Source organism: Rossellomorea oryzaecorticis (assembly GCF_038405515.1).
Classification (GTDB): domain Bacteria; phylum Bacillota; class Bacilli; order Bacillales; family Bacillaceae_B; genus Rossellomorea; species Rossellomorea oryzaecorticis_A.
The window spans coordinates 1-19,515 of the sequence record NZ_JBBYAF010000058.1; the positions used below are offsets into that span (position 1 = coordinate 1).

General features: G+C 45.3%; 21 protein-coding genes and 1 other annotated feature. Of the genes, 3 read left to right on the forward strand and 18 right to left on the reverse strand.

Translation table 11 applies throughout. From position 1 onward, the window contains the following. Positions 1-572: 572 nt before the first annotated feature. From AAEO50_RS19670 to nadB, 7 genes are all read right to left on the reverse strand, one after another. Positions 573-1,127 carry an intercompartmental signaling factor BofC gene (locus AAEO50_RS19670; RefSeq protein ID WP_341986058.1) on the reverse strand — a complete coding sequence of 185 codons (555 nt, stop codon included), beginning with the start codon at positions 1,125-1,127 and terminating at the stop codon, positions 573-575. A gap of 188 nt (positions 1,128-1,315) precedes the next feature. Beyond that, on the reverse strand, positions 1,316-2,056 hold the full coding sequence (locus tag AAEO50_RS19675) for a YhcN/YlaJ family sporulation lipoprotein (RefSeq protein ID WP_341986059.1): 741 nt from the start codon (positions 2,054-2,056) through the stop codon (positions 1,316-1,318). 108 nt (positions 2,057-2,164) lie between these two features. Then, positions 2,165-3,157, reverse strand: coding sequence for a phosphotransferase (locus AAEO50_RS19680; RefSeq protein WP_341986061.1), 993 nt, complete (start codon positions 3,155-3,157; stop codon positions 2,165-2,167). Then, positions 3,138-5,072, reverse strand: a complete 1,935-nt coding sequence (gene safA, locus AAEO50_RS19685; protein WP_341986063.1) for a SafA/ExsA family spore coat assembly protein — start codon at positions 5,070-5,072, stop codon at positions 3,138-3,140. The genes AAEO50_RS19680 and safA overlap by 20 nt, the downstream gene beginning before the upstream one ends. Positions 5,073-5,302: 230 nt before the next feature. Beyond that, positions 5,303-6,409, reverse strand: a complete 1,107-nt coding sequence (nadA, locus tag AAEO50_RS19690; protein ID WP_341986064.1) for a quinolinate synthase NadA — start codon at positions 6,407-6,409, stop codon at positions 5,303-5,305. Beyond that, positions 6,396-7,256 carry a carboxylating nicotinate-nucleotide diphosphorylase gene (gene nadC, locus AAEO50_RS19695; protein ID WP_341986065.1) on the reverse strand — a complete coding sequence of 287 codons (861 nt, stop codon included), beginning with the start codon at positions 7,254-7,256 and terminating at the stop codon, positions 6,396-6,398. The genes nadA and nadC overlap by 14 nt, the downstream gene beginning before the upstream one ends. After that, positions 7,225-8,811 carry an L-aspartate oxidase gene (gene nadB, locus AAEO50_RS19700; protein ID WP_341986066.1) on the reverse strand — a complete coding sequence of 529 codons (1,587 nt, stop codon included), beginning with the start codon at positions 8,809-8,811 and terminating at the stop codon, positions 7,225-7,227. The genes nadC and nadB overlap by 32 nt, the downstream gene beginning before the upstream one ends. Positions 8,812-8,923: 112 nt before the next feature. Between nadB and AAEO50_RS19705 the strand changes: the two genes are divergently transcribed. Both AAEO50_RS19705 and AAEO50_RS19710 read left to right on the forward strand, forming a co-directional pair. Continuing rightward, the gene (locus tag AAEO50_RS19705) at positions 8,924-10,057 is read left to right on the forward strand and encodes an IscS subfamily cysteine desulfurase (protein WP_341986067.1); all 1,134 of its coding nucleotides are present in this window, start codon (positions 8,924-8,926) and stop codon (positions 10,055-10,057) included. Positions 10,058-10,113: 56 nt separating this feature from the next. Continuing rightward, positions 10,114-10,656, forward strand: coding sequence for a transcription repressor NadR (locus AAEO50_RS19710; protein WP_341986068.1), 543 nt, complete (start codon positions 10,114-10,116; stop codon positions 10,654-10,656). Here AAEO50_RS19710 and AAEO50_RS19715 read toward each other — a convergent pair. From AAEO50_RS19715 to AAEO50_RS19765, 11 genes are all read right to left on the reverse strand, one after another. Beyond that, entirely contained in the window at positions 10,647-10,799 is a 153-nt protein-coding gene (locus tag AAEO50_RS19715) for a hypothetical protein (RefSeq protein ID WP_341986069.1), read from the reverse strand. The two genes, AAEO50_RS19710 and AAEO50_RS19715, sit on opposite strands and share 10 nt — an antisense overlap. Positions 10,800-10,921: 122 nt before the next feature. Further along, entirely contained in the window at positions 10,922-11,773 is an 852-nt protein-coding gene (gene pheA / locus AAEO50_RS19720) for a prephenate dehydratase (RefSeq protein ID WP_341986070.1), read from the reverse strand. Positions 11,774-12,098: 325 nt separating this feature from the next. After that, entirely contained in the window at positions 12,099-12,554 is a 456-nt protein-coding gene (locus AAEO50_RS19725) for an ACT domain-containing protein (RefSeq protein WP_341986071.1), read from the reverse strand. 26 nt (positions 12,555-12,580) lie between these two features. After that, complete coding sequence (obgE, locus tag AAEO50_RS19730; RefSeq protein WP_341986072.1) at positions 12,581-13,870, reverse strand: GTPase ObgE; 1,290 nt, start codon at positions 13,868-13,870, stop codon at positions 12,581-12,583. A gap of 52 nt (positions 13,871-13,922) precedes the next feature. Next, positions 13,923-14,456: a Spo0B C-terminal domain-containing protein gene (locus AAEO50_RS19735; RefSeq protein WP_341986073.1), complete on the reverse strand. Its 534-nt coding sequence runs from the start codon at positions 14,454-14,456 to the stop codon at positions 13,923-13,925. 498 nt (positions 14,457-14,954) lie between these two features. Continuing rightward, entirely contained in the window at positions 14,955-15,245 is a 291-nt protein-coding gene (gene rpmA / locus AAEO50_RS19740; protein ID WP_044339518.1) for a 50S ribosomal protein L27, read from the reverse strand. 12 nt (positions 15,246-15,257) lie between these two features. Next, a complete protein-coding gene (locus AAEO50_RS19745) occupies positions 15,258-15,590 on the reverse strand; it encodes a ribosomal-processing cysteine protease Prp (RefSeq protein ID WP_341986075.1) in 333 nt (110 codons plus the stop codon). 11 nt (positions 15,591-15,601) lie between these two features. Continuing rightward, a complete protein-coding gene (gene rplU, locus AAEO50_RS19750) occupies positions 15,602-15,910 on the reverse strand; it encodes a 50S ribosomal protein L21 (RefSeq protein ID WP_334217790.1) in 309 nt (102 codons plus the stop codon). Positions 15,911-15,922: 12 nt separating this feature from the next. Beyond that, positions 15,923-16,001 (reverse strand) — a sequence feature (ribosomal protein L21 leader region). A 67-nt stretch (positions 16,002-16,068) separates the two neighbouring features. Then, complete coding sequence (locus AAEO50_RS19755) at positions 16,069-17,514, reverse strand: Rne/Rng family ribonuclease (protein WP_341986076.1); 1,446 nt, start codon at positions 17,512-17,514, stop codon at positions 16,069-16,071. 125 nt (positions 17,515-17,639) lie between these two features. Continuing rightward, positions 17,640-18,506: a M50 family metallopeptidase gene (locus tag AAEO50_RS19760; protein WP_341986077.1), complete on the reverse strand. Its 867-nt coding sequence runs from the start codon at positions 18,504-18,506 to the stop codon at positions 17,640-17,642. Further along, positions 18,499-19,284 carry a M23 family metallopeptidase gene (locus tag AAEO50_RS19765; protein WP_341986078.1) on the reverse strand — a complete coding sequence of 262 codons (786 nt, stop codon included), beginning with the start codon at positions 19,282-19,284 and terminating at the stop codon, positions 18,499-18,501. Before AAEO50_RS19765 ends, AAEO50_RS19760 begins: the two co-directional genes overlap by 8 nt. On the opposite strand from AAEO50_RS19765, the gene AAEO50_RS19770 reads away from it, so the two are divergent. Beyond that, a partial coding sequence (locus AAEO50_RS19770) for a hypothetical protein (RefSeq protein WP_341986079.1) occupies positions 19,283-19,515 on the forward strand: 233 nt, incomplete at its 3' end. The genes AAEO50_RS19765 and AAEO50_RS19770 overlap by 2 nt on opposite strands.

The following is a 19,515-nucleotide window of genomic DNA, read 5'->3' on the forward strand; positions in this document are numbered from 1 at the left end:
AAAAGCGGAGGGGCTTTGCCCAGAGGCGACAAGCATAAGATGAATATGCCGGAAAGGCGTTCTTTGCCTTTTTGGCATATTTAGCTTATGACCTCCAGCCTCTAAGCCCCGTAGCTGGATAATCTAAAAGCGGAGGCGGCTCGCCCAGCCCCGACAAGCATAAGGCGAGTCAACCGGGAAGGCGCTCTTTGCCTTTTTGGTTGACTTGACTTATGACCTCGAGGGGCTAGCCGCCGTAGCTGGATAATCTAAAAGCGGAGACGGCTTGCTCAGAGGTCAAAATTTACGAACTGCATTTGTCACACGCCGCCTATCTTAAATACTCATTGTATCATATCTTTGATAACGAGGGCGGAAAAAACAGCACTTAAAGAAACACCTGTTCTTATTTTATCAAAAAATAATCGATTGTGAATGAAAATGGGATGAGAAGTTTCATTTAGTTGAAATATTATACCTTGCCAGGCAAAAAATAATAATCAACAACAAAAACAACCAGAATCCCGTTCCCTTCTGGTTGTTTTTATATAATTTATTAAGTTTTCACCATAAGTACAACTTCCAAGTGCTCTTTACTCCGGGACCGAATACTGTTTAAAGCTTTCCAATACTTCTTCAAATCTCTGTCTGGACTTTACAGGGATCCCCTTCATCAGGGTTTCATGACTGTTGCTTTCAAGCTTTTCGACATCAATCTGAAAGAAAGACTGAATGATCTCAGCCTGGCCCGGCTTCCCATTAAAGATGGACAGGACCCCATTTTCTGAAATACCGAAATAACCATTCGTCTTTAACAACGGTGAAATATCATCCACTTGTTTTTGGAAGACGACTTCATCCTCTGTCATATCAATCAGCTGCCAGTCTCCATATGCCGCCCAGAAGTCTTCCATGCTCCAGATGGTCTCCTGTACAATTTCTTCACTGATTTCCCCATCCAGGTACACTCTTTCCAATTTCACCGTGACTGTATGTGCAGAAACCACATCGGCAGGGAGGTCCCCTGTCTCCGACTGTTGGACATTTTCACGATCCGCAGCCTGTTTTTCTTCTGTATAAAAGAAAGTGAAATAAAATGCACCGAAAAGCAGCATTACCATAAACACGATTCGAATCTTCATTGTCATCGTGATCACCTCGTACTCGTTTTATGTCATTCTTCAAAGTTCATTCCGCATACTGAAAGGAACCTTCTTCAATACCTAGTGTTGCCAAACCCTCCTAGGAATATCCAATAGGTATTATTTTTTTGTCATTATCTGCAAAACCAAAAAAGATCACCAAAAGAGGGTTGCTCTTTTAGTGACCTTTGGTGTCAATCATTATTGTTTAGTGCCTTGAACATATTATCGATATCTAAGTTGATACCCTCAAATGGCCCGCCATCACGCAGGTCGTTATCGATATTTCTGACACGGCTGAACGTTCCTTCATCGGTGACAACCTTTACTGAACGACCGTTAAGATATGGTTTTACAGCTTTCTTTATTCTTGCTTTCGTTTCTTCTTCTTTGTCTTTACTGTGATCTTGGAGCTCGACTGCAATAAGCACATCAGTACCATATGCAACTGCACGGACATCACTTACGTTTTCTACTTTACCGGTAACATCGCCAATTTTTTCGGCAAGGTCGCCTTCGTAAGCAGTGTAGTATGATCTGTTGGCTTTTCTTGTATTATCATCTAAATGCCCGTGGTAATTTGCGTCTCCATGACTGGCACGTCCATCCTGTTCAAGGAAGCTTTTATCATAATTAGCCAGTGGAGCAGAAGGATTCCTTGGATTTCCATTTTCGTCCTTGACTTGAAGGTAATCCCTTTTCTTCTGACTGATATCCTGTCCTTCTCTGCCCATCGGTGAATGATCGTACATTTCAGTCAGTGGACCATCCCTCTCGTCCCGCTCATCTCCACCATGGCCTTCGTTGGAGTAGAAGCCGAGTGGTTCATAGGAATCTGTGTACCGGTTTTGAGCTTCTTCTTCTCCTGTATTACAAGCTGCCAGACCCATCGTCATTACGGCTGTCAATGGTACCATGAATAATTTTTTATTCAATGGTGCTTCCTCCTTCAACCCTCTGATTGAGCATATAATGTGCTCACCATTAGGTTGTGAAAGAGGGGCAGTCTTCATTCCTTCAAGTAGTTGGAGACTTCTCCTACATTATGGTTTAAGGAGGTGATTCATTTGTTGATGCACCTCTTGGGAGAATTGCATCCTCTGTGGAAATTGATGGATGGTTAAATGAATGAGATAATTCCACGCCCGCTGTTTATAGTTGTAATCTTCCCTCAGGAATCGATTCCACTCCCTGAATATATCCGTCGGGTATAGCAAGCCCAGGTAAAAGACAAGTTGATCGAGATATGGGTGATAAACCTTTAGTTGTTTTATTTCATTCAAAGACCAATCGATAAAGGGGAGTATGCGATTAAGAAACTGCAAGTCATCCATTAAAGGCGTAGAGAGAGCGATTAAATCGAAATCGATCAAATAGACATTCCCATCTTTACTTCTTAAAAAATTATGATGCGCAACGTCTCCATGTGTGATGCAAGATGGGCTCTCCACCAGATTCAGTGCCTCCAGCTGGTCAACAGCGCGCTTTCCCCATTCCAAATAAGTATAGAGATAATATGGCTGGATGAAGGATTGAAGTAAGGGAATATTATTTTCAAATTGACTCAAACGCTTCTTCCATTTCTTCAGCCACTTGTATCTCGGGATATCTTCCATCCACTTACCTTTCATTTTCTCTGTACATGAGTGAAATTTTTTCAGCACTAACAAAGCATCCATCCTGTCTTGGTCATTTCCATAGCTGATTGCTTCACTTGTATCCAGCCAGATCGTCAGTCCGATTGGATGGCCTTCGAATATAAGTACTTCCCTTTGGTGTATTGGATGAAATCGGAGTACGTGGGGGAAATTCTGCTGTATTAACATTCTTACCAGCGTTTCCTGCATGATGAATCTGCTCTGGCTTGGATACTTTTTCACAAACCACTTAGCCCCGTTACTGTATAACATCCATTTTCCTTCTTTTAACTTTTTCAGGGATGCGGAATAGTCATTTAATTTATATTTTAAAAAAGAAAGGAGACGATACGTATAATCGTCTCCTCTCGGATGGATATCAGCTGTCAAGATCATCATCTTGGAAGTTCGGCATGGAGAAGGCTCTTGGTCCAAACATCCCTTGACCCATCGGCATACCCTGCCCCATCATTCCAGGCCCATATCCTTTAGGTCCTCCGCAGCCGCAGTCGTTCTGATCGGAAGCTCCCATCACGCCGGTTGGCTGACCCATCGGATATTGTGCTCCCATCACGCCGGACGGCTGACCCATCGGATATTGTGCTCCCATCACGCCGGACGGCTGACCCATCGGATACTGGGCTCCCATCACGCCGGACGGCTGACCCATTGGAGACTGCGCTCCCATCACGCCGGACGGCTGACCCATCGGATACTGGGCTCCCATCACGCCGGACGGCTGACCCATCGGATACTGGGCTCCCATCACGCCGGACGGCTGACCCATCGGAGACTGCGCTCCCATCACGCCGGACGGCTGACCCATTGGAGACTGGGCTCCCATTACGCCCGATGGCTGACCCATTGGCCATTGTCCTGAAGAAGGTGACTCCTCCATCGCTCCCTGAACCTGGCCTTGTGGCCACATCGGTTGACCATGCATGCCTCCCGGGAATCCTGCCCCCGGCATTACAGGTGATACCGGATAGCAATTGTCATAAGGCATCCATTGACCCGGGGCTCCTTGTGAAGGACCCGGCATCTGAACGGATGGATATCCGTCTTCCTCATCTGACACACCCATCACGCCGGATGGCTGACCCATCGGGGATTGTGCTCCCATCACGCCGGACGGCTGACCCATCGGGGATTGTGCTCCCATCACGCCGGACGGTTGACCCATCGGCCATTGTGCTCCCATCACGCCGGATGGCTGACCCATCGAGGATTGTGCTCCCATCACGCCGGACGGCTGACCCATCGGGGATTGTGCTCCCATCACGCCGGACGGCTGACCCATCGGGGATTGTGCTCCCATCACGCCGGACGGCTGACCCATCGGCCATTGTGCTCCCATCACGCCGGATGGCTGACCCATCGGGGATTGGGCACCCATTACGCCGGATGGCTGACCCATCGGGCTTTGATGAGGCATAAATGGCATCATTGAAGATTCATCATCATCATAACCCATACCAGGCATCATTGGCATTTGATGCATTCCCGGCATCATTGAAGCACCTTGGACCTGACCTCCTGGCCCCATCGGCATTCCATAACCCGGCTGCATTCCTCCGTGTGGTCCTCCAAATCCGGATCCTGGCATTACAGGTGATACTGGTACGCAATTATACGGGTTGAAATACATAGGCTGATTGTACCCTCCTTGTGGTTGTGGTGACTGTGCCGGTGCAGCCGGCATTTGTAAACTTTCTTCTTCTTGAATTCCTTTTACATTTTTTTGCTTTGGTTTCTCAGCTTTTGGTGATTTTTTTTCCTTGGCTTGTGGAAGGATATTGGAAGGTTTAGGCGGCATTTTTGGCTGAGCTTTTGCTTTTGGCTGAGTTTTAGGCTGTGGTTTGGGTTGTGGTTTTGGCTGTTGGACCGGTTTTTGCATTGGTTGCTGCATCGGTTGCTGCATTTGCATATTTGCCATGTTCATCATGTAATAGTTATTGATATCAATTTCCGGGATGACTGGCTTCGGCATCTTAGGTGTAAACGGTTTTTGAGCTTCCTTTGGCTTTTCGGCAACAGGCTGTGTGATCGGTTTCTGCTCTTTAAAAGGATGCTCGGCTTTGGGCATCTCTTTCATCGGCATTTCCTTCTTAGGAGCTTCTTTAGATCCGAACTTTATCTGTGCTTCTTTTTTTACGGATCCACCTGTTGTCGGAACTTTGATTTTCATACCCGGCATAATCATATCTGGGTTCGATAGCTGGGCATTCATTTGCTTCAACTCTTCGAAATTCACACCATATTTCTTGGCGATTTTCCAAAGAGTGTCCCCTTTTTGAACAATATGGATTTTCACTCTTTTTCCCTCCTCAGGCATAAGTCTATATATCCTATGAAAAGATAGGCAAATTGCTAATCATCTACATAAAAACTTATGTCCGGGCGAAAAAAAATATACCTCCCGGCAGCCTGAAACGCTTCACCCAAAGGCAAAAAACAAAAAAGCAAGCAGAAAAGATTTTTTTACCTGCTTGCTTTTACCATAAAATTTTAGAAGAGCGGTTGTCACATTAAAAATGAGGACATTTATGCCCGGGCTAACATTCGGTCTAATGCAAACGTGGCATTAGCGGCAATATCTTTCTCCACTTTTATTATATTGTGTGGTTTTTCCTCTATTATCTTTTCGAGCGACCAAAGTAAATGCGGCAAATCGATCCTGTTCATTGTCAGGCATGGACACATATAAGGATTGAGGGAAATGATATGCTTGTCGGGATGCTGCCCAATCAGCCGTTTGACAAGGTTCATTTCTGTGCCTATCGCCCATGAAGAGCCCTTTGGCGCATTCTTGATTGTGTCAATGATAAACTTTGTACTACCGTTCAAGTCTGATTTTTCAACGACTTCCCTGCGGCATTCAGGATGCACGATTATTTTCATTTCAGGGTGTGTGCTGCGGACATGTTTAATGTTTTGTTCCGTGAAATTTTCATGGACGGAACAATGACCCTTCCAAAGGATCACTTTACAATCCTCCAGCTCTCCATCATACAACAAGTCATTTCGGATCGGATCCCAAACGGCCATTTCATTCTTAGCCACGCCGAGGTCTGCCGCGGTATTTCTGCCAAGATGCTGGTCAGGAAGGAACAGAATCCGTTCTTTTTCATTCAGTGCCCACTCAACCATTTTGTGCGCGTTGGATGAGGTGACAGTCGCTCCCCCGTTTTTCCCTACAAAGCTTTTAATGGCTGCCGTTGAATTGACATACGTGAGAGGGATGATGCTGTCCCCGAATAACTCCTGAAGCGTTGACCATGCTTTTTCTGTTTGATAAATATCAGCCATATCGGCCATGGAGCATCCTGCTCTCATATCGGGTAAAATAACCTGCTGATATTCCTGGGTTAATATATCGGCCGTTTCTGCCATGAAGTGTACCCCGCAGAATACGATATAATCCGCTTCCTCGTTTTGAGATGAGATCTGAGCCAATTGAAGTGAATCTCCAACTGCATCGGCGAATTGTATGACTTCATCCTTCTGATAATGGTGGCCGGGTATAAACAGTTTTTTTCCCAGCATTCTTTTGATTTCCCTTACCCGATTCTCCATTTCTTCTTTCGTAAGGGAGGTGATTGATTCAGGCAGGACGCCTGTTTCAACTGTCAGTTCTTCAAGTAATCCCATTATAGATCCCCTCCTGCCTTAATACTCTTGCGCTGATATCCAATGACTTCACTGAATGGGTCAGGTATCCGAGTGAAATGTACCCGATCCCTGTGTCGGCGTAATCTCTCAGATTCTCTTCCGTAATACCCCCTGAAGCTTCAGTCACAACCTGAGGAGGGACGTGGCGGATCCACTCCTTTATTTGCCGGGGAGTGCAGTTGTCGAACATAATGATGTCAGCACCGCTGTCGACCGCCTCGATCAGCCCCTCCTCACTTTCTATTTCCACTTCAACTTTAACTGTATGACCGCAGTGCTGTTTCGCTCTTTTTACGGCAGAGGCAATCGACCCTGCAAATGAAATATGGTTATCCTTCAACATGACGGCATCATACAGACCGTTTCGATGGTTGAAGCCTCCGCCTGTTCGCACAGCGTATTTCTCCAGCATCCGAAGACCAGGCGTGGTTTTTCTGGTGTCGCAGATCCTAGCTCCGGTTCCCTCCGTTTTCTGGACGGCGCGGTGTACGGATGTCGCTATTCCGCTCATCCGCTGAATAAGATTCAATACAACCCTCTCACCCTGGAGAAGAGCCCTCATGCTCCCGGTCACCTTGGCAATCAGCTGCCCTTCTTTTACTGAATCTCCATCTTCAACGTGCACCTCGGCCGCTGCTTCCGGACTCAATAATGTGAACGTCGTTTCAATCACTTTCCTGCCGCAAAAAATCCCTTCTTCTTTTGACATTAAATAGAACGTCCCTTTATCGCTTTCCGTAAACACGCTTTCTGATGAAAGATCACCGTCACCGAGATCTTCTTTTAAAAATTCCTCAAGCATAGATTTCAATTTGATGTTGTTCATTTTGTACCACCTTCAATCGATGATTTTCATTGATTAATAGAATCGATCGTTTAAACCAATCTGTATTGTTTTCGGCGGGATAGTCCGCTCGGATATGCCCTCCCCTGCTTTCCGTCCGCAAGAGGGCAGATTGCGTAATCAACGTACTGACCACCCACATTAAGTATGTTTGTATCTCACCTTGAGACAATTGATCGAGGTCCGTTTTATAGGATAATGATTGAGCTTTCAGCCAGCTCAGGTGCTTCTTTAAACGTTGTTCATTACGTATGATTCCTACATCCCTCATCATTCGCTCTTTAAGTTCAGCAGGATCAAAAGGAATTTCCGGGGCATCGCCTCTATTATTAGGCTTTTGATAAACAGCTGTACAAGAAGCACCATCCTTTACTGCTCCAATCAGATGATGTGCGAGTCTTTCTCCAAATACCAGACCTTCGAGCAGGGAGTTGGATGCGAGCCGGTTTGCCCCATGCAAACCTGTACAGGAAACCTCACCGATAGCATATAATCCTTTTACCGTGGTTTTTCCTTCTTGATCTGTCACAACTCCGCCCATCGTGAAGTGACATCCCGGAGTAACCGGTATTTTCCCCTCTGATAAAGAAATACGATGATTTTCACACATTTTTGTAATTGAAGGAAACTTGAATTCAAAATCTTGTATGGGAGTGATATCAAGGTAGACAGTTTTTCCATTCATTCGTTCACTGTTTATCCTCTCAGCGACGATATGGCGTGGGGCAAGCTCAAGCTGCGGATGGACCCCTTCCATGATTCTCTTCCCTGTATCATCGATAAGGAGTGCCCCCTCTCCCCGCACTGCTTCTGAAATGAGCCCGCCGGAAGTGCCTCCCATTGACAAAAGGGTAGGATGAAATTGAATGAACTCCATATCAGAGAGCGCAGCACCCGCTTGAAAAGCCAAAGCCATGCCGTCACCGGTTGCGGCAGGGGCATTGCTGCTCAATGCGTAGATTGAGCCGGCGCCTCCAGTGGCAAGGACCACATGAGGAGCAAAATAGTGGCGGATGGAACCGTCTTCCACCTTTGTTTTCACTCCGCAGCAATGACCCCTGTCATTCTTGACAAGTTCGTAAACCATTTCACCCTGAACAACCCTGATTTTTTCAGTAAGTGCGCTCAATAGATATTCGATGATGTATTTGCCTGTCTGATCACCCCCGGTATGGAGGATCCGGGCCATACTGTGTGCACCTTCCATTCCGAGCGCAAGGTGCCCTTCACCGTTCCTGTCAAAAGGAGCTCCGTCGTGAATCAAGTATTCTACTATTCTTTTTCCATCTTTGATTATATTCTTTACAATATCTTCATCCTGATGACTGCAGCCAGCTGTCATGGTATCTCGTGAATGAAGCTCCACTCTGTCCAGTACGCCGACCGGCGCCGCAATTCCACCCTGTGCAAGATATGAATTGCTGTCTTTCACTTTATTCTTTGTGATGATTATCACATTCAAGTGCTCCTGAAGATGACGGGCAAGCTGTAATGCAGCAATTCCGCTTCCCACTATGATTACATCGGTTTTTATCATGTGAAATCCTCCTGATTATTTACAGGTGTCTTGACACATATATTTACACATTATTAAACTAATGACAAGAGTTTTTTTTATAGATGGCTGATTTTAAAAGAGGAGAATGCAGATGCTTTATTTCGATTATGCAGCAACGACACCGGTTGATCCGGAGTGTTTACACGTTTATACGAAGGTCAGTGAAGAATATTGGGGAAACACCAGCAGTCTTCATGATACTGGAGGGAAAGCACAGCTTCTTCTGGAAAGCTGCCGCAATAAGCTTGGAGGTGTGCTGGGAGTACCGCCCCGGGCTATTATCTTTACATCCGGGGGAACAGAAGGAAATCACCTTGCCCTTCTCTCACTCGCATTCAGTTATCAGAAGAAAGGGAAGCATATCATCATCAGCGGAGCTGAACACTCGTCCCTCCATAGTGCCGCTGCTTTTTTGGAGAAATCAGGGTTCACGATAACTAAGATCCCCTATACTCCTGAGGGAATTATCGACCTGGAGGCTCTGGAAAGAGCCATGACCAATCAAACAACGGTGGTTTCCGTCTGTCATGTAAATGGCGAAATCGGCTCCCTTCAGCCGCTTCTTAAAGTGAAGAAGGTGCTGAAGGGTAAAGATATATTACTTCACAGTGATATGGTTCAATCCTTTGGCAAGCTCGACCTGCAAGAAGCGGCTTCGATTGTAGACAGTCTCACGATTTCTTCTCATAAAATTCATGGACCAAAAGGAGTCGGCGCAGTCTATTTCCATCCACAATCGGATATCCGTCCTTACATGCCGCATCAAACCCATGAACATGGATTCAGGGGCGGCACTGTCAACCTTCCCGGGGTTGCTGCTTTTGTATCGGCGGCTTTGAAAGCAAAGCCTTCTGAGAATCAGCACTATACAGAATTGCGAAACCATTTCTTCAAATTGCTGAATAACTCTTTAGGCGGACATTACACAGCCTATAGTGCCCCCGTTCCCAATCAGCTTCCTCATATCATTGGGATGAGGATTAACGGAGTAGAAGGTCAATGGCTCATGCTAGAGTGCAACCGGAAAGGCATCCATATCTCAACGGGGAGTGCCTGTCAGACAGGGAAACAATCCATTTCAAAGACACTGGAAGCAATGGGGATAGGAGAAAGAGAAGGAAAAGAATTTGTCAGGATTTCACTTGGAAGGGATACCACTCATGAACATATTGAAGAACTTGCAGAAGTCCTGTCCCATATTCGGCAGGAAGCATACATTTCTTAACTTGGCGAAGCAGTTATGATATGATTTCCTATATAAAAAGTACGGAGGAGATAGCAGTGGCAGGGAAAAAGATACTCGGAGAAGAAAGAAGACAAGTCATTCTCGATCATCTCGTAACAAAACAGGCCCCGATAACAGGAGGTGACCTTGCAAAGCTTGCCAATGTCAGCAGGCAGGTCATCGTCAGTGATATTACCCTGCTGAAGGCTAAAGGAGAGCCGATCATAGCTACAAGTCAAGGCTACCTCTATATGCCTAGTTCAAATCGGGATGCGATGGTGGAAAAGGTCGTCGCCTGTCAGCACCCTCCCGATAGAGCCGAAGAGGAACTGTTCTTACTGGTGGATCACGGTGTCACAGTGAAGGACGTAAAAATCGAGCACGGTGTATATGGAGACCTGACAGCATCCATCATGGTTTCAAACCGAAAAGAAGTGGAACAATTTTTAACAAAAATCCAAAAAACCCAAGCTTCCTACTTATCCGAATTAACAGATGGAGTACATTTACATACGCTTATGGCGCACAACGAGGAAACATTGCTGAATGCTGAACATGCACTTGAGCAAGCTGGTTTTTTAATGAAGTCTTATAGTTGAAAGGAGTACCCGGTTCCGTTATCAGGACCGGGTACTTTTTGCATGGTTTGAACGGTATACCGCTGGGTGTATCCAAGCGGGTGAGGTACCGGACTCGCGCATAAATACGGGAGTTCGAGCAAAAATGGACCGATTTCGAGCATACCCTTTTTTTCAGCTACATTATCACTTACAAATACCCCTGCAACGCCTGATAATGATGGACCTAGACATGTTATTCAAAAAAAAACAGCTCCTCCTTCAAAAAAGGAGCTGTCTTTTCCATTTATTCCTCTAACAGGTAAGAGGCATACGTTCCGATCATCTTCACTTCACACCCGAGTGCCTCCATCTCACTGATGGCTCCCGGCAGTAAGACCTCGTCCATTCCATGTGCAACGTCAATCAAGAAGAAGTAGTCACCGAGACCCGTTTTTAATGGCCTTGATTCGATTTTGCTTAAGTTAAGCTGTCTCCAGGCAAACGTGGAGAGCACCTGATGAAGAGCTCCGGAACGATCTTTCGGAAGGGTCACCATGAGCGTTGTTTTTTCTGCAGATTTTCTGCGGGAGATCGTTAAGGCATCACTCTGTTTGTGAAGCACGATGAACTTTGTGTGATTATAAGCAAAGTCATGGATGTTTTCATGGATGATCGTCAGGCCGTACTCCCTGGCCGCTAATTCATTACCGATGGCCGCCAGATTTTCCTCGGGGTGCTCACTCACATATTTGGCAGCTGCCGCAGTTGATGTCGTCTGCTCCAATGGCGTACCGCGGTATTGGTGATGAAGAAATTTATGGCACTGAGCAAGTGCATGGGAATGCGACAGGATTTTCCCCACTTTGCTTTCTGGTTCGCTGTGCCCGGGATGAACCATTAGATGCTGCTGGATTGGGGAAGTCAGTTCAGCAACGATGGATAAATTTGCTTCATGAAATAAATAATCAACCGTAATATGTACAGACCCCTCCAGGGCATTTTCCAGAGGGACCACCGCATAATCAGCTTCCTCTTCAATGACAGCTTCTATACAGTCGGGTATTGTGACACATGGTACCTTGTCTTCTTCCGGAAAAGCTGTCCTTACAGCAAGGTCCGTGAAGGAAGCCCGAGGTCCTAGATAGGCGATTTTCAATTGTCCTCTTCCTCTCGAGAAATTTATTGAACATTCTAACATGTGACTGATGGTTTTGTATATACATCTTTTTAAAAAGTTGGCTCAGTTAGTCCACCGCTGTTGATTTCCGTGCAAGACTTCGCTTTCCGCGGGTGACCCGTGAGCCTCCTCGGCAAGCCTGCGGGGTCTCACCTGTCTCGCTTTTCCCGCAGGAGTCTTCGTGTTGCACTCCAATCAACAGCTAGAACCCTCTAAAGACATCAATCAGCTACAACAAAACCAATATTAGAAACTTGTATGAAGAATATCCATACACAGGACAAAAACCAATAAAAAAGAAGTGTCAGGCACCTGAGCCCAACACTTCTACTTTTTCGACGAATTCCAGTCGTCTTAACCTTGCCAATAATTCTTCCAGGCCAACGGTCAGATCCGTTACATTCAAGGACAGCGTGACATTCGCCCTCCCCTGCAGCGGAATTGTCTGGTGAATGGTTAAAATATTGCATCCGTGCTTAGCTGTTTCACTGAGCAGATGCGACAGCGTTCCTGAACGATCTTCCAGATGAAAGAATAACGTGATGATCCTTTCCTTCACAATTGTATGAAAAGGAAAGACCGTGTCACGGTATTTATAGAAAGCACTCCGGCTTAAATCTACTCGATTTACGGCTTCCCATACCGAGTCAGCTCTTCCTCTTTCAATCAATTCTTTGGCATCGAGTGTTTTTTTCATCGCTTCCGGCAGGACATCCTCACGCACTAGATAAAATTTACCGTCCTGAAATTTTTTTCCCAATGATTACTCCTCCAATACGACCAGGCTTAATCAACGAATTCAAATTCATATTTTAATAAGCGTATCGTGTCACCATTTTCTGCACCGCGTTCGCGAAGCGCATCATCCACACCGTAAGAACGGAGCTGCCTTGCGAAACGTCTCACAGAGTCTTCACGGGAGAAATCAGTCATCTTGAATAATCGTTCAATCTTCGCTCCGCTGACCACGAATGTTCCATCAGGATCACGGGTGATCACAAAGTCACGCTGATCTTCTTCATGTCTGTAAACCACACGATGAATGCCAGTTTCCTCAACTTCTTCTGTAATCGGGAATTCTTCTGTGGTCTCCAATTTATCTGCAACCGCAAATAGCAGCTCCTTCAAGCCCTGCTGGGTAAATGCAGATACCGGGAAGACAGGATAATCATCTTGAAGCTTTTCTTTAAACACTTCCAGGTTTTCCTCTGATTCCGGCATGTCCATCTTGTTGGCCACGATGATCTGCGGACGTTCTGTAAGGCGCAGATTATATTGTTTCAACTCTTCGTTGATCGTCAGATAATCTTCATAAGGGTCGCGCCCCTCCATACCGCTCATATCAATCACATGGACGATGACACGGGTTCTCTCAATATGACGAAGAAATTGATGCCCGAGACCCACTCCTTCATGAGCCCCTTCAATCAATCCCGGCAGGTCTGCCATAACAAAGCTTCTGCCGTCAGCCGTTTCGACCATTCCCAGGTTTGGAACAATCGTCGTGAAGTGATATGAAGCAATCTTCGGTTTTGCTGCAGATACGACGGATAATAATGTGGATTTACCCACACTCGGGAACCCGACAAGTCCGACATCGGCAAGCAATTTCAATTCCATTACGATATAGCGTTCCTGTCCCGGCTCACCTTTTTCTGATAGCTCTGGTGCAGGGTTGGCCGGTGTCGCAAAACGGGAATTCCCGCGTCCTCCGCGCCCGCCTTTAGTGATGACTGCGCGCTGTCCATGCTGTATTAAATCTGCAATCGTTTCGCCGGTATCATCATCTTTGACAACCGTACCCGGCGGCACTTTTACAACCATATCTTCCGCGTTTCTTCCATGCTGGTTCTTGCTCATGCCATGTTCTCCGCGTGGTGCCTTAAAGTGGCGCTGATAACGGAAATCCATCAGTGTTCTGAGCCCTTCGTCCACTTCAAAAATGACATCTGCACCATGACCGCCGTCCCCGCCTGCAGGACCGCCTTTCGGTACATATTTTTCACGGCGGAAAGCAACCATTCCGTTACCGCCGTCTCCGCCTTTTGTATAAATCTTGACCTGATCGACAAACATACTTTCACTCCTAACTTATCCATCACGTTGATATCATTATGTACATTCAATGTTATGCAACAGAAAGATGAATCACAAACGCTTCTTTTTGAAGCAGTTCTGTCTCTATATTTTGTCCGTTTTTTTGTTTATTCTTAATCCACTTTTCCAAAACATTCGTTTCCTTTAGTATACCTGTGAAATCAAATATAAAACGGGGATGTTCTTTAGAAAGATTGATGATTAATGAGAGTTGATTTTCTGCGTTGGTCTCTACATTGGATTCAAGAAGTTCTAACATCTCTTTACATAGGAAAACGAGCTTTTCATCATCTAACCTGTCAGTAGACCCCGTTTGCCCCACTTCAAACTCCAATTTCACCATATGCGTCGACCAATTATATGTTAATATCCATTCAGCTAATGATGGAAGCTTTAAATTTGATAGCTTTGATTCATTTTGTGCAGTGATAACCATCGTATCTATCACTTGCCTTGCACGCTCGATCCGATTTAATTCAAGATTGCCTTTAATTAACTGCAGATCGTTCATCCAGTCATGACGAGCATGCCTAAGTGCGTCCAAAATACCCCAGTTTTCGCTCATATTATAACTCCTATACTTTATGTGCTACTAGTTAGTATATCAAACATAAGCCTGCTTCGTATATTGTTTATGAAAAAAGTGTCGAAGGGCTGGTTTTCTGATGGGGCTGGCTGGTATGACAGTTGGTGCTGAAGTTGGAAATATATCGGGCATAGTTGACGATAAATCACCGATAGTTGAAAATAACTCGTGCAAAGTTGAAAATAAAACCTGAAATGTTGATAAAAAAGGTTCCATAGTTGAAAAAACAGACTGAATGGTTGAAAACCAGGCTCTGTTTTGATGATCCATTCAATGGGATGCCGCGTTATTATCAAAAATAGGGATTTTATTATCAAAAAATCAATTTCATTATCAATATTCAAGGTTTTATTATCAAAACCGCTTTCAACCAGCATTTCCTCTAGACACTGCACCCTATATCGCGGCTATATACCCAAATTCAAAAAATAAAACTCTAACCGAAAGTCGGTTAGAGTTTTCGTTAAAGATATGCGATTAAGCTTCATTCGCAACAGGGTATACGCTCACTTTTTTCTTGTCACGACCCATGCGTTCGAAACGAACAACACCGTCTGTTTTAGCAAAAAGTGTATCGTCACCACCACGGCCAACGTTCAAACCTGGATAGATCTTTGTACCGCGTTGACGGTAAAGGATAGATCCGCCTGTAACCATTTGTCCGTCTGCACGCTTAGCACCAAGACGCTTAGAGATAGAGTCACGACCGTTTTTAGTCGAACCTACTCCTTTTTTAGACGCGAAAAACTGAAGGTCTAATCTTAACATTTGTTCCACCTCCTACTTTTTGAAGGTTATTTTAATGAAATCACGATAGTCTCTTTCAATTGTTTGCAGGCTGATCACCATACTACTGAGCAGCAGCTGGACCTTCATGTCCGTTTCGTCGGGTAAGCCGTCAGGAATGACGCAGCTTAAGTATCCCCCATCGGCAGATTGCTCGATTAAAGGTTCAACACCGGTCAATGACATGATGGCATTGACACTTCCGAATGAAACAGCAGAGGCACCGGCACAAACGATATCTTGCCCATGTTCGGCAAAATCTGCATGACCGTCCATAGAAAAAGAACGAATTCTTTCGCCGGACTTCTCAACGTAAACGTTAATCATTCAATCACGCCTTACGCGTTGATTTTGTCAATTACAACTTTAGTGTAAGGTTGACGGTGACCTTGCTTACGACGGTAGTTCTTCTTAGGCTTGTACTTGAATACTACAAGCTTTTTCGCGCGGCCTTGTTTTTCAACCTTCGCTGTTACAGTAGCTCCACCCACTAATGGACTTCCTACTTTCACATCGTCACCACCAACGAAAAGAACCTTGTCGAATGTTACCGTATCACCTTCACCTGCGTTTAGCTTTTCGATGTAGATTGCTTGACCAGCTTCTACACGGATTTGCTTACCACCTGTTTCGATAATTGCGTACATAATCGCACCTCCTTATAAACTCAGACTCGCCAATCACAGGTGCTGGATCTCTCCACACTTTAAGACCTGTTCTGAGCGGTTGTAGCACGGGTGCTACAATCAATAACATTAGAATCCTATCACAATTCGAGAGTATGTGTCAATATAATTCCCGAAATTCATATAATCTTTGCGATTTGATAATGCGGATGTGAATGTTCAATTGTCTGAAGAACAAGTTTTACCTTCAATGTTTTCTCCAGTCTTTCCACATGATGCTTACCGTCCCCGGCAAACACGTCCAGCACATCTTTCGTCCCTTCTATGACGATTTGCGATATTTCTGTGCCTTGATATTCCCACAGATCCCTCTCCATTTGAAATGCTTTGCTTTCCGGGCTGACGATCCTGCCGGTTCCGCTGCAGACAGGGCAAGGGATGGTTAAGTATTCATCGAGCGGCGGCCGGGTCCTTTTTCTTGTCAGTTCAAGGACTCCCAAGGCAGTGAACCCTAAAACGGCCGTACGCTGTGAATCTCCTTCCAGGGCCCCGCTGAAAGCTTCCAGCACTTTCTGCCGATGACTTTCTTTCTTCATATCAATGAAATCGATCAGGATGATCCCGCTGATATTTCGGAGAACCAGCTGCTTCGCCATTTCGACGGCAGCCAGTGTATTCGTTTGGAGTACGGTTTGTTCAAGGTCATCTTTCCCTGTGAATTTACCCGAATTGACGTCCACCACGGTAAGGGCTTCTGTCGATTCAATAAGCAGAAAAGCTCCGTTATCAAGCCAAACCACTTTTTTGAGCGCGTTTTTCCAGACGGAAGAGACATTGAAATGCTGAAAGATATTTTCTCTTTCCTGATAAAGCTCGATCGTCCATTTGCCGCTGTAATGAGTATGAATCCACTCTTTTAAGTGCTCAAAGGTTTCAAAATCATCGGCATAAACGGATCCGCCTTCACCTTTTTTCAACTGCTCAAAAAGGTCCTTATAGAACGCATCCTCTTTAAATAGAAGTAAGGGAGCTTTCGTTCGCCTGCTCAATCCCTCGAGAGCTTGGAAACTGGTGCGCAATGTGTTCAGTTCTTCAATCAACACTTCACTTTCAGCGGTTGAAGCCTTCGTTCGGAAAACCACGCCTTCCGCTTCGGTTTTCCACTCTTTCCCCGTATATTTCAGCTTTCGCCTTTTTGTTTCATCCAGCTTTTTGGACACGGCAATATAATGACCCTCGGGCATATAGACAAGATGTTCGCCCTTCATTTCGATCACCGCCGACAGCTTCGGGCCTTTGGTCCCTACCGCATCTTTCGTCACCTGTACAAGGATTTTTTGGCCTTCATGCACACATTTCCCGATCGGTAATGCTGCCTCACCGCTGTGATACGCTGCAACGTTTTGAGGGCAATCTTTTTCATGAAGATAGCCGTTTTTATCCTGTCCGATATCAACGAAAGCTGCGCCAAGACCTTTCTGTACCTTGACTACTTTCCCATAATAGATATTGCCTGTCAGCGTTTCTTCCTGCGGCTGGTACGTGTACAGCCCGGCAGCCTTCTGATCTTTACGCAGTACCCATCGTTTTTCTCTGCCTTTTCCGTGCACAATGATTTCTTCCAACAGAGGATCCCTCTTTTCTATATAAAAAACATCATTATCATTCAGACAAAAAAGAAAAGGAATGACGTGACGTCAAACCTTCGTGTATTAACTACTATTCACTTTATACAGTCTCTCGGCATTCGTCAATAAAGGTAGAGAAGATCCTTCGTTTTGGCGTCGGTCATTTTTTCTGCAAAAAATGCATGGAGAAGCTCATATTCATCTAGTTTGCCGACTTCTGTGCCCTTTTCAAGAACGACGAGCGGATGCTTCACCCCGCGTTGAAACCGCTCCACTACCGTCAGAAGCGTCTCCTCGCCTTCGATGGGAAGTGGTCTTAAATCGGCGAATTGATGACTATTTCCATAATACCGTTCCAAAAGGAACTTCATGAAATTATATCTCCTTTGCTTCCAGTCCATCCATAATGAAAAATACAGAAAGGAAAGCACGATCCAGAGATTCAAATGAAACGGTGCAATCATCAGGATTGAGACGTGAAACAGGATCAGCAGCGAAAAGGAACTGATCAGTGTCATTTCATATGCTTTTAAGTAATTAAATTTAAGCGACAAGAGCAATGAAACCAGCTTTCCGCCGTCAAGCGGCCAAATCGGCAGAAGATTAAAAAACAGCACCATAAGATTTAATTGAAGAAACAGCGTGAATAAATCTTCACTGATGACGCTTCCTTGCAAAAAGAGCCACCCTGCGCCCACGAGCCAGACATGTTGAAGCGGTCCTGATGCAATCACCCAAAACTCCTCATTAAGCGACCGGTTGCCGTGTTCATCCATCTCAACCACTCCCCCAAAGGGCAGGAGGGCAATCCTTTTCACTCTCCAGGAAAAATAGTGAGCCATCACCCCATGGCCCAATTCGTGAACAGTGATAATCAAAAGCAGCATGATCAGCTCGAGGAAATGAGCCGTCGCAATGCCGATGGCCATCACCAGCCAGAGCAAAGGGTGAATATAAAGTTTCTTTATCGCGGAAATAATATTAGTCAAATGATATCACCTGTATCGGGTCGATGAATTCATCACCCATTTTAATGGCAAAATAAAATTCCCCTGAGACGTCGCTTTCCCCGCTGGTCGAAACTTTCCCTACCGCAGAACCTTTATCCACGTATTCGTATTGATTCACGTCTATCGATTCGAGATGACCGTACCAGGATTCCGATTTATCTTTGTGCTGGATAACGACTGTATTCCCGAGCTTATCCTTCTTTCCTGCAAAAATAATCAGACCTCCCTTCATCGCTGCAACATCTTCACCAAAACCCGTTTCAAGCATGATGCCCTGTCCATTCGTTTTAAAGTTTTCGACCACTTTTCCGGAAGCCGGCCGTGCAAATTCTTCAGTGTTAACCTCAGAAGAGTCTATATCCTTCGTACTTCCGGGCAGTAACGCCAGTGGTTTACCGAATTGATCTTCGTACCAGGAAGAAATGGCGGCAAACTGAAACTCGTTTTCCATCGTCCTGTTCACTACCGTTTTCGCTTCATCGAAAACAGGCGAAGGACTTTTGAACATGATTGCTGTAATCAAAACCATTATTCCCGCACCTAAAATTTTCATTATAATGATTTCTTTTTTGAATAATGGATGAAACCCTTCAGGAGGGGGTCCGCCTTCAAAGCTGGAATAACGCTCTGACCCATATCGTTCTTCATCACTCGGCAGAAAGTAAGAACTTTGTGTGTATCCACGCTGAGAAGTCATGCTGTTGGTTTTCTTCCTTTTTGCGATCCGCTTTCTTATTTCATCCGCTCGATTCCCCATGAACACCATTCCTTTTATTAGGTATTTGCCGGCTCAGCGCCAAACGATCCAGATTTTTTCACATGCTTCAATGTATGACTTGTCCGAAGGGAATATTCATGAAAGAGAACAAAATATGAGGTTAATGGAAGATATGGTGCCTGGCTCAAAACAGCCCATTTGTGCCTGGCTCAAAACAGCCCATTTGTGCCTGGCTCAAAACAGCCCATTTGTGCCTGGCTCAAAACAGCC

Bases quoted from the DNA above. Each gene is read 5' to 3' on its own strand.
- AAEO50_RS19705 (WP_341986067.1), top strand. From the start codon at position 8,924: ATGCTTTATTTCGATTATGCAGCAACGACACCGGTTGATCCGGAGTGT.
- nadA (WP_341986064.1), bottom strand. From the start codon at position 6,409: ATGGGATTACTTGAAGAACTGACAGTTGAAACAGGCGTCCTGCCTGAA.
- rplU (WP_334217790.1), bottom strand. From the start codon at position 15,910: ATGTACGCAATTATCGAAACAGGTGGTAAGCAAATCCGTGTAGAAGCT.
- AAEO50_RS19670 (WP_341986058.1), bottom strand. From the start codon at position 1,127: ATGACAATGAAGATTCGAATCGTGTTTATGGTAATGCTGCTTTTCGGT.
- rpmA (WP_044339518.1), bottom strand. From the start codon at position 15,245: ATGTTAAGATTAGACCTTCAGTTTTTCGCGTCTAAAAAAGGAGTAGGT.
- AAEO50_RS19715 (WP_341986069.1), bottom strand. From the start codon at position 10,799: ATGCTCGAAATCGGTCCATTTTTGCTCGAACTCCCGTATTTATGCGCG.
- AAEO50_RS19680 (WP_341986061.1), bottom strand. From the start codon at position 3,157: ATGATGATCTTGACAGCTGATATCCATCCGAGAGGAGACGATTATACG.
- nadB (WP_341986066.1), bottom strand. From the start codon at position 8,811: ATGATAAAAACCGATGTAATCATAGTGGGAAGCGGAATTGCTGCATTA.
- AAEO50_RS19735 (WP_341986073.1), bottom strand. From the start codon at position 14,456: ATGAGCGAAAACTGGGGTATTTTGGACGCACTTAGGCATGCTCGTCAT.
- AAEO50_RS19765 (WP_341986078.1), bottom strand. From the start codon at position 19,284: ATGGGGAATCGAGCGGATGAAATAAGAAAGCGGATCGCAAAAAGGAAG.
- AAEO50_RS19745 (WP_341986075.1), bottom strand. From the start codon at position 15,590: ATGATTAACGTTTACGTTGAGAAGTCCGGCGAAAGAATTCGTTCTTTT.
- nadC (WP_341986065.1), bottom strand. From the start codon at position 7,256: ATGAACAACATCAAATTGAAATCTATGCTTGAGGAATTTTTAAAAGAA.
- obgE (WP_341986072.1), bottom strand. From the start codon at position 13,870: ATGTTTGTCGATCAGGTCAAGATTTATACAAAAGGCGGAGACGGCGGT.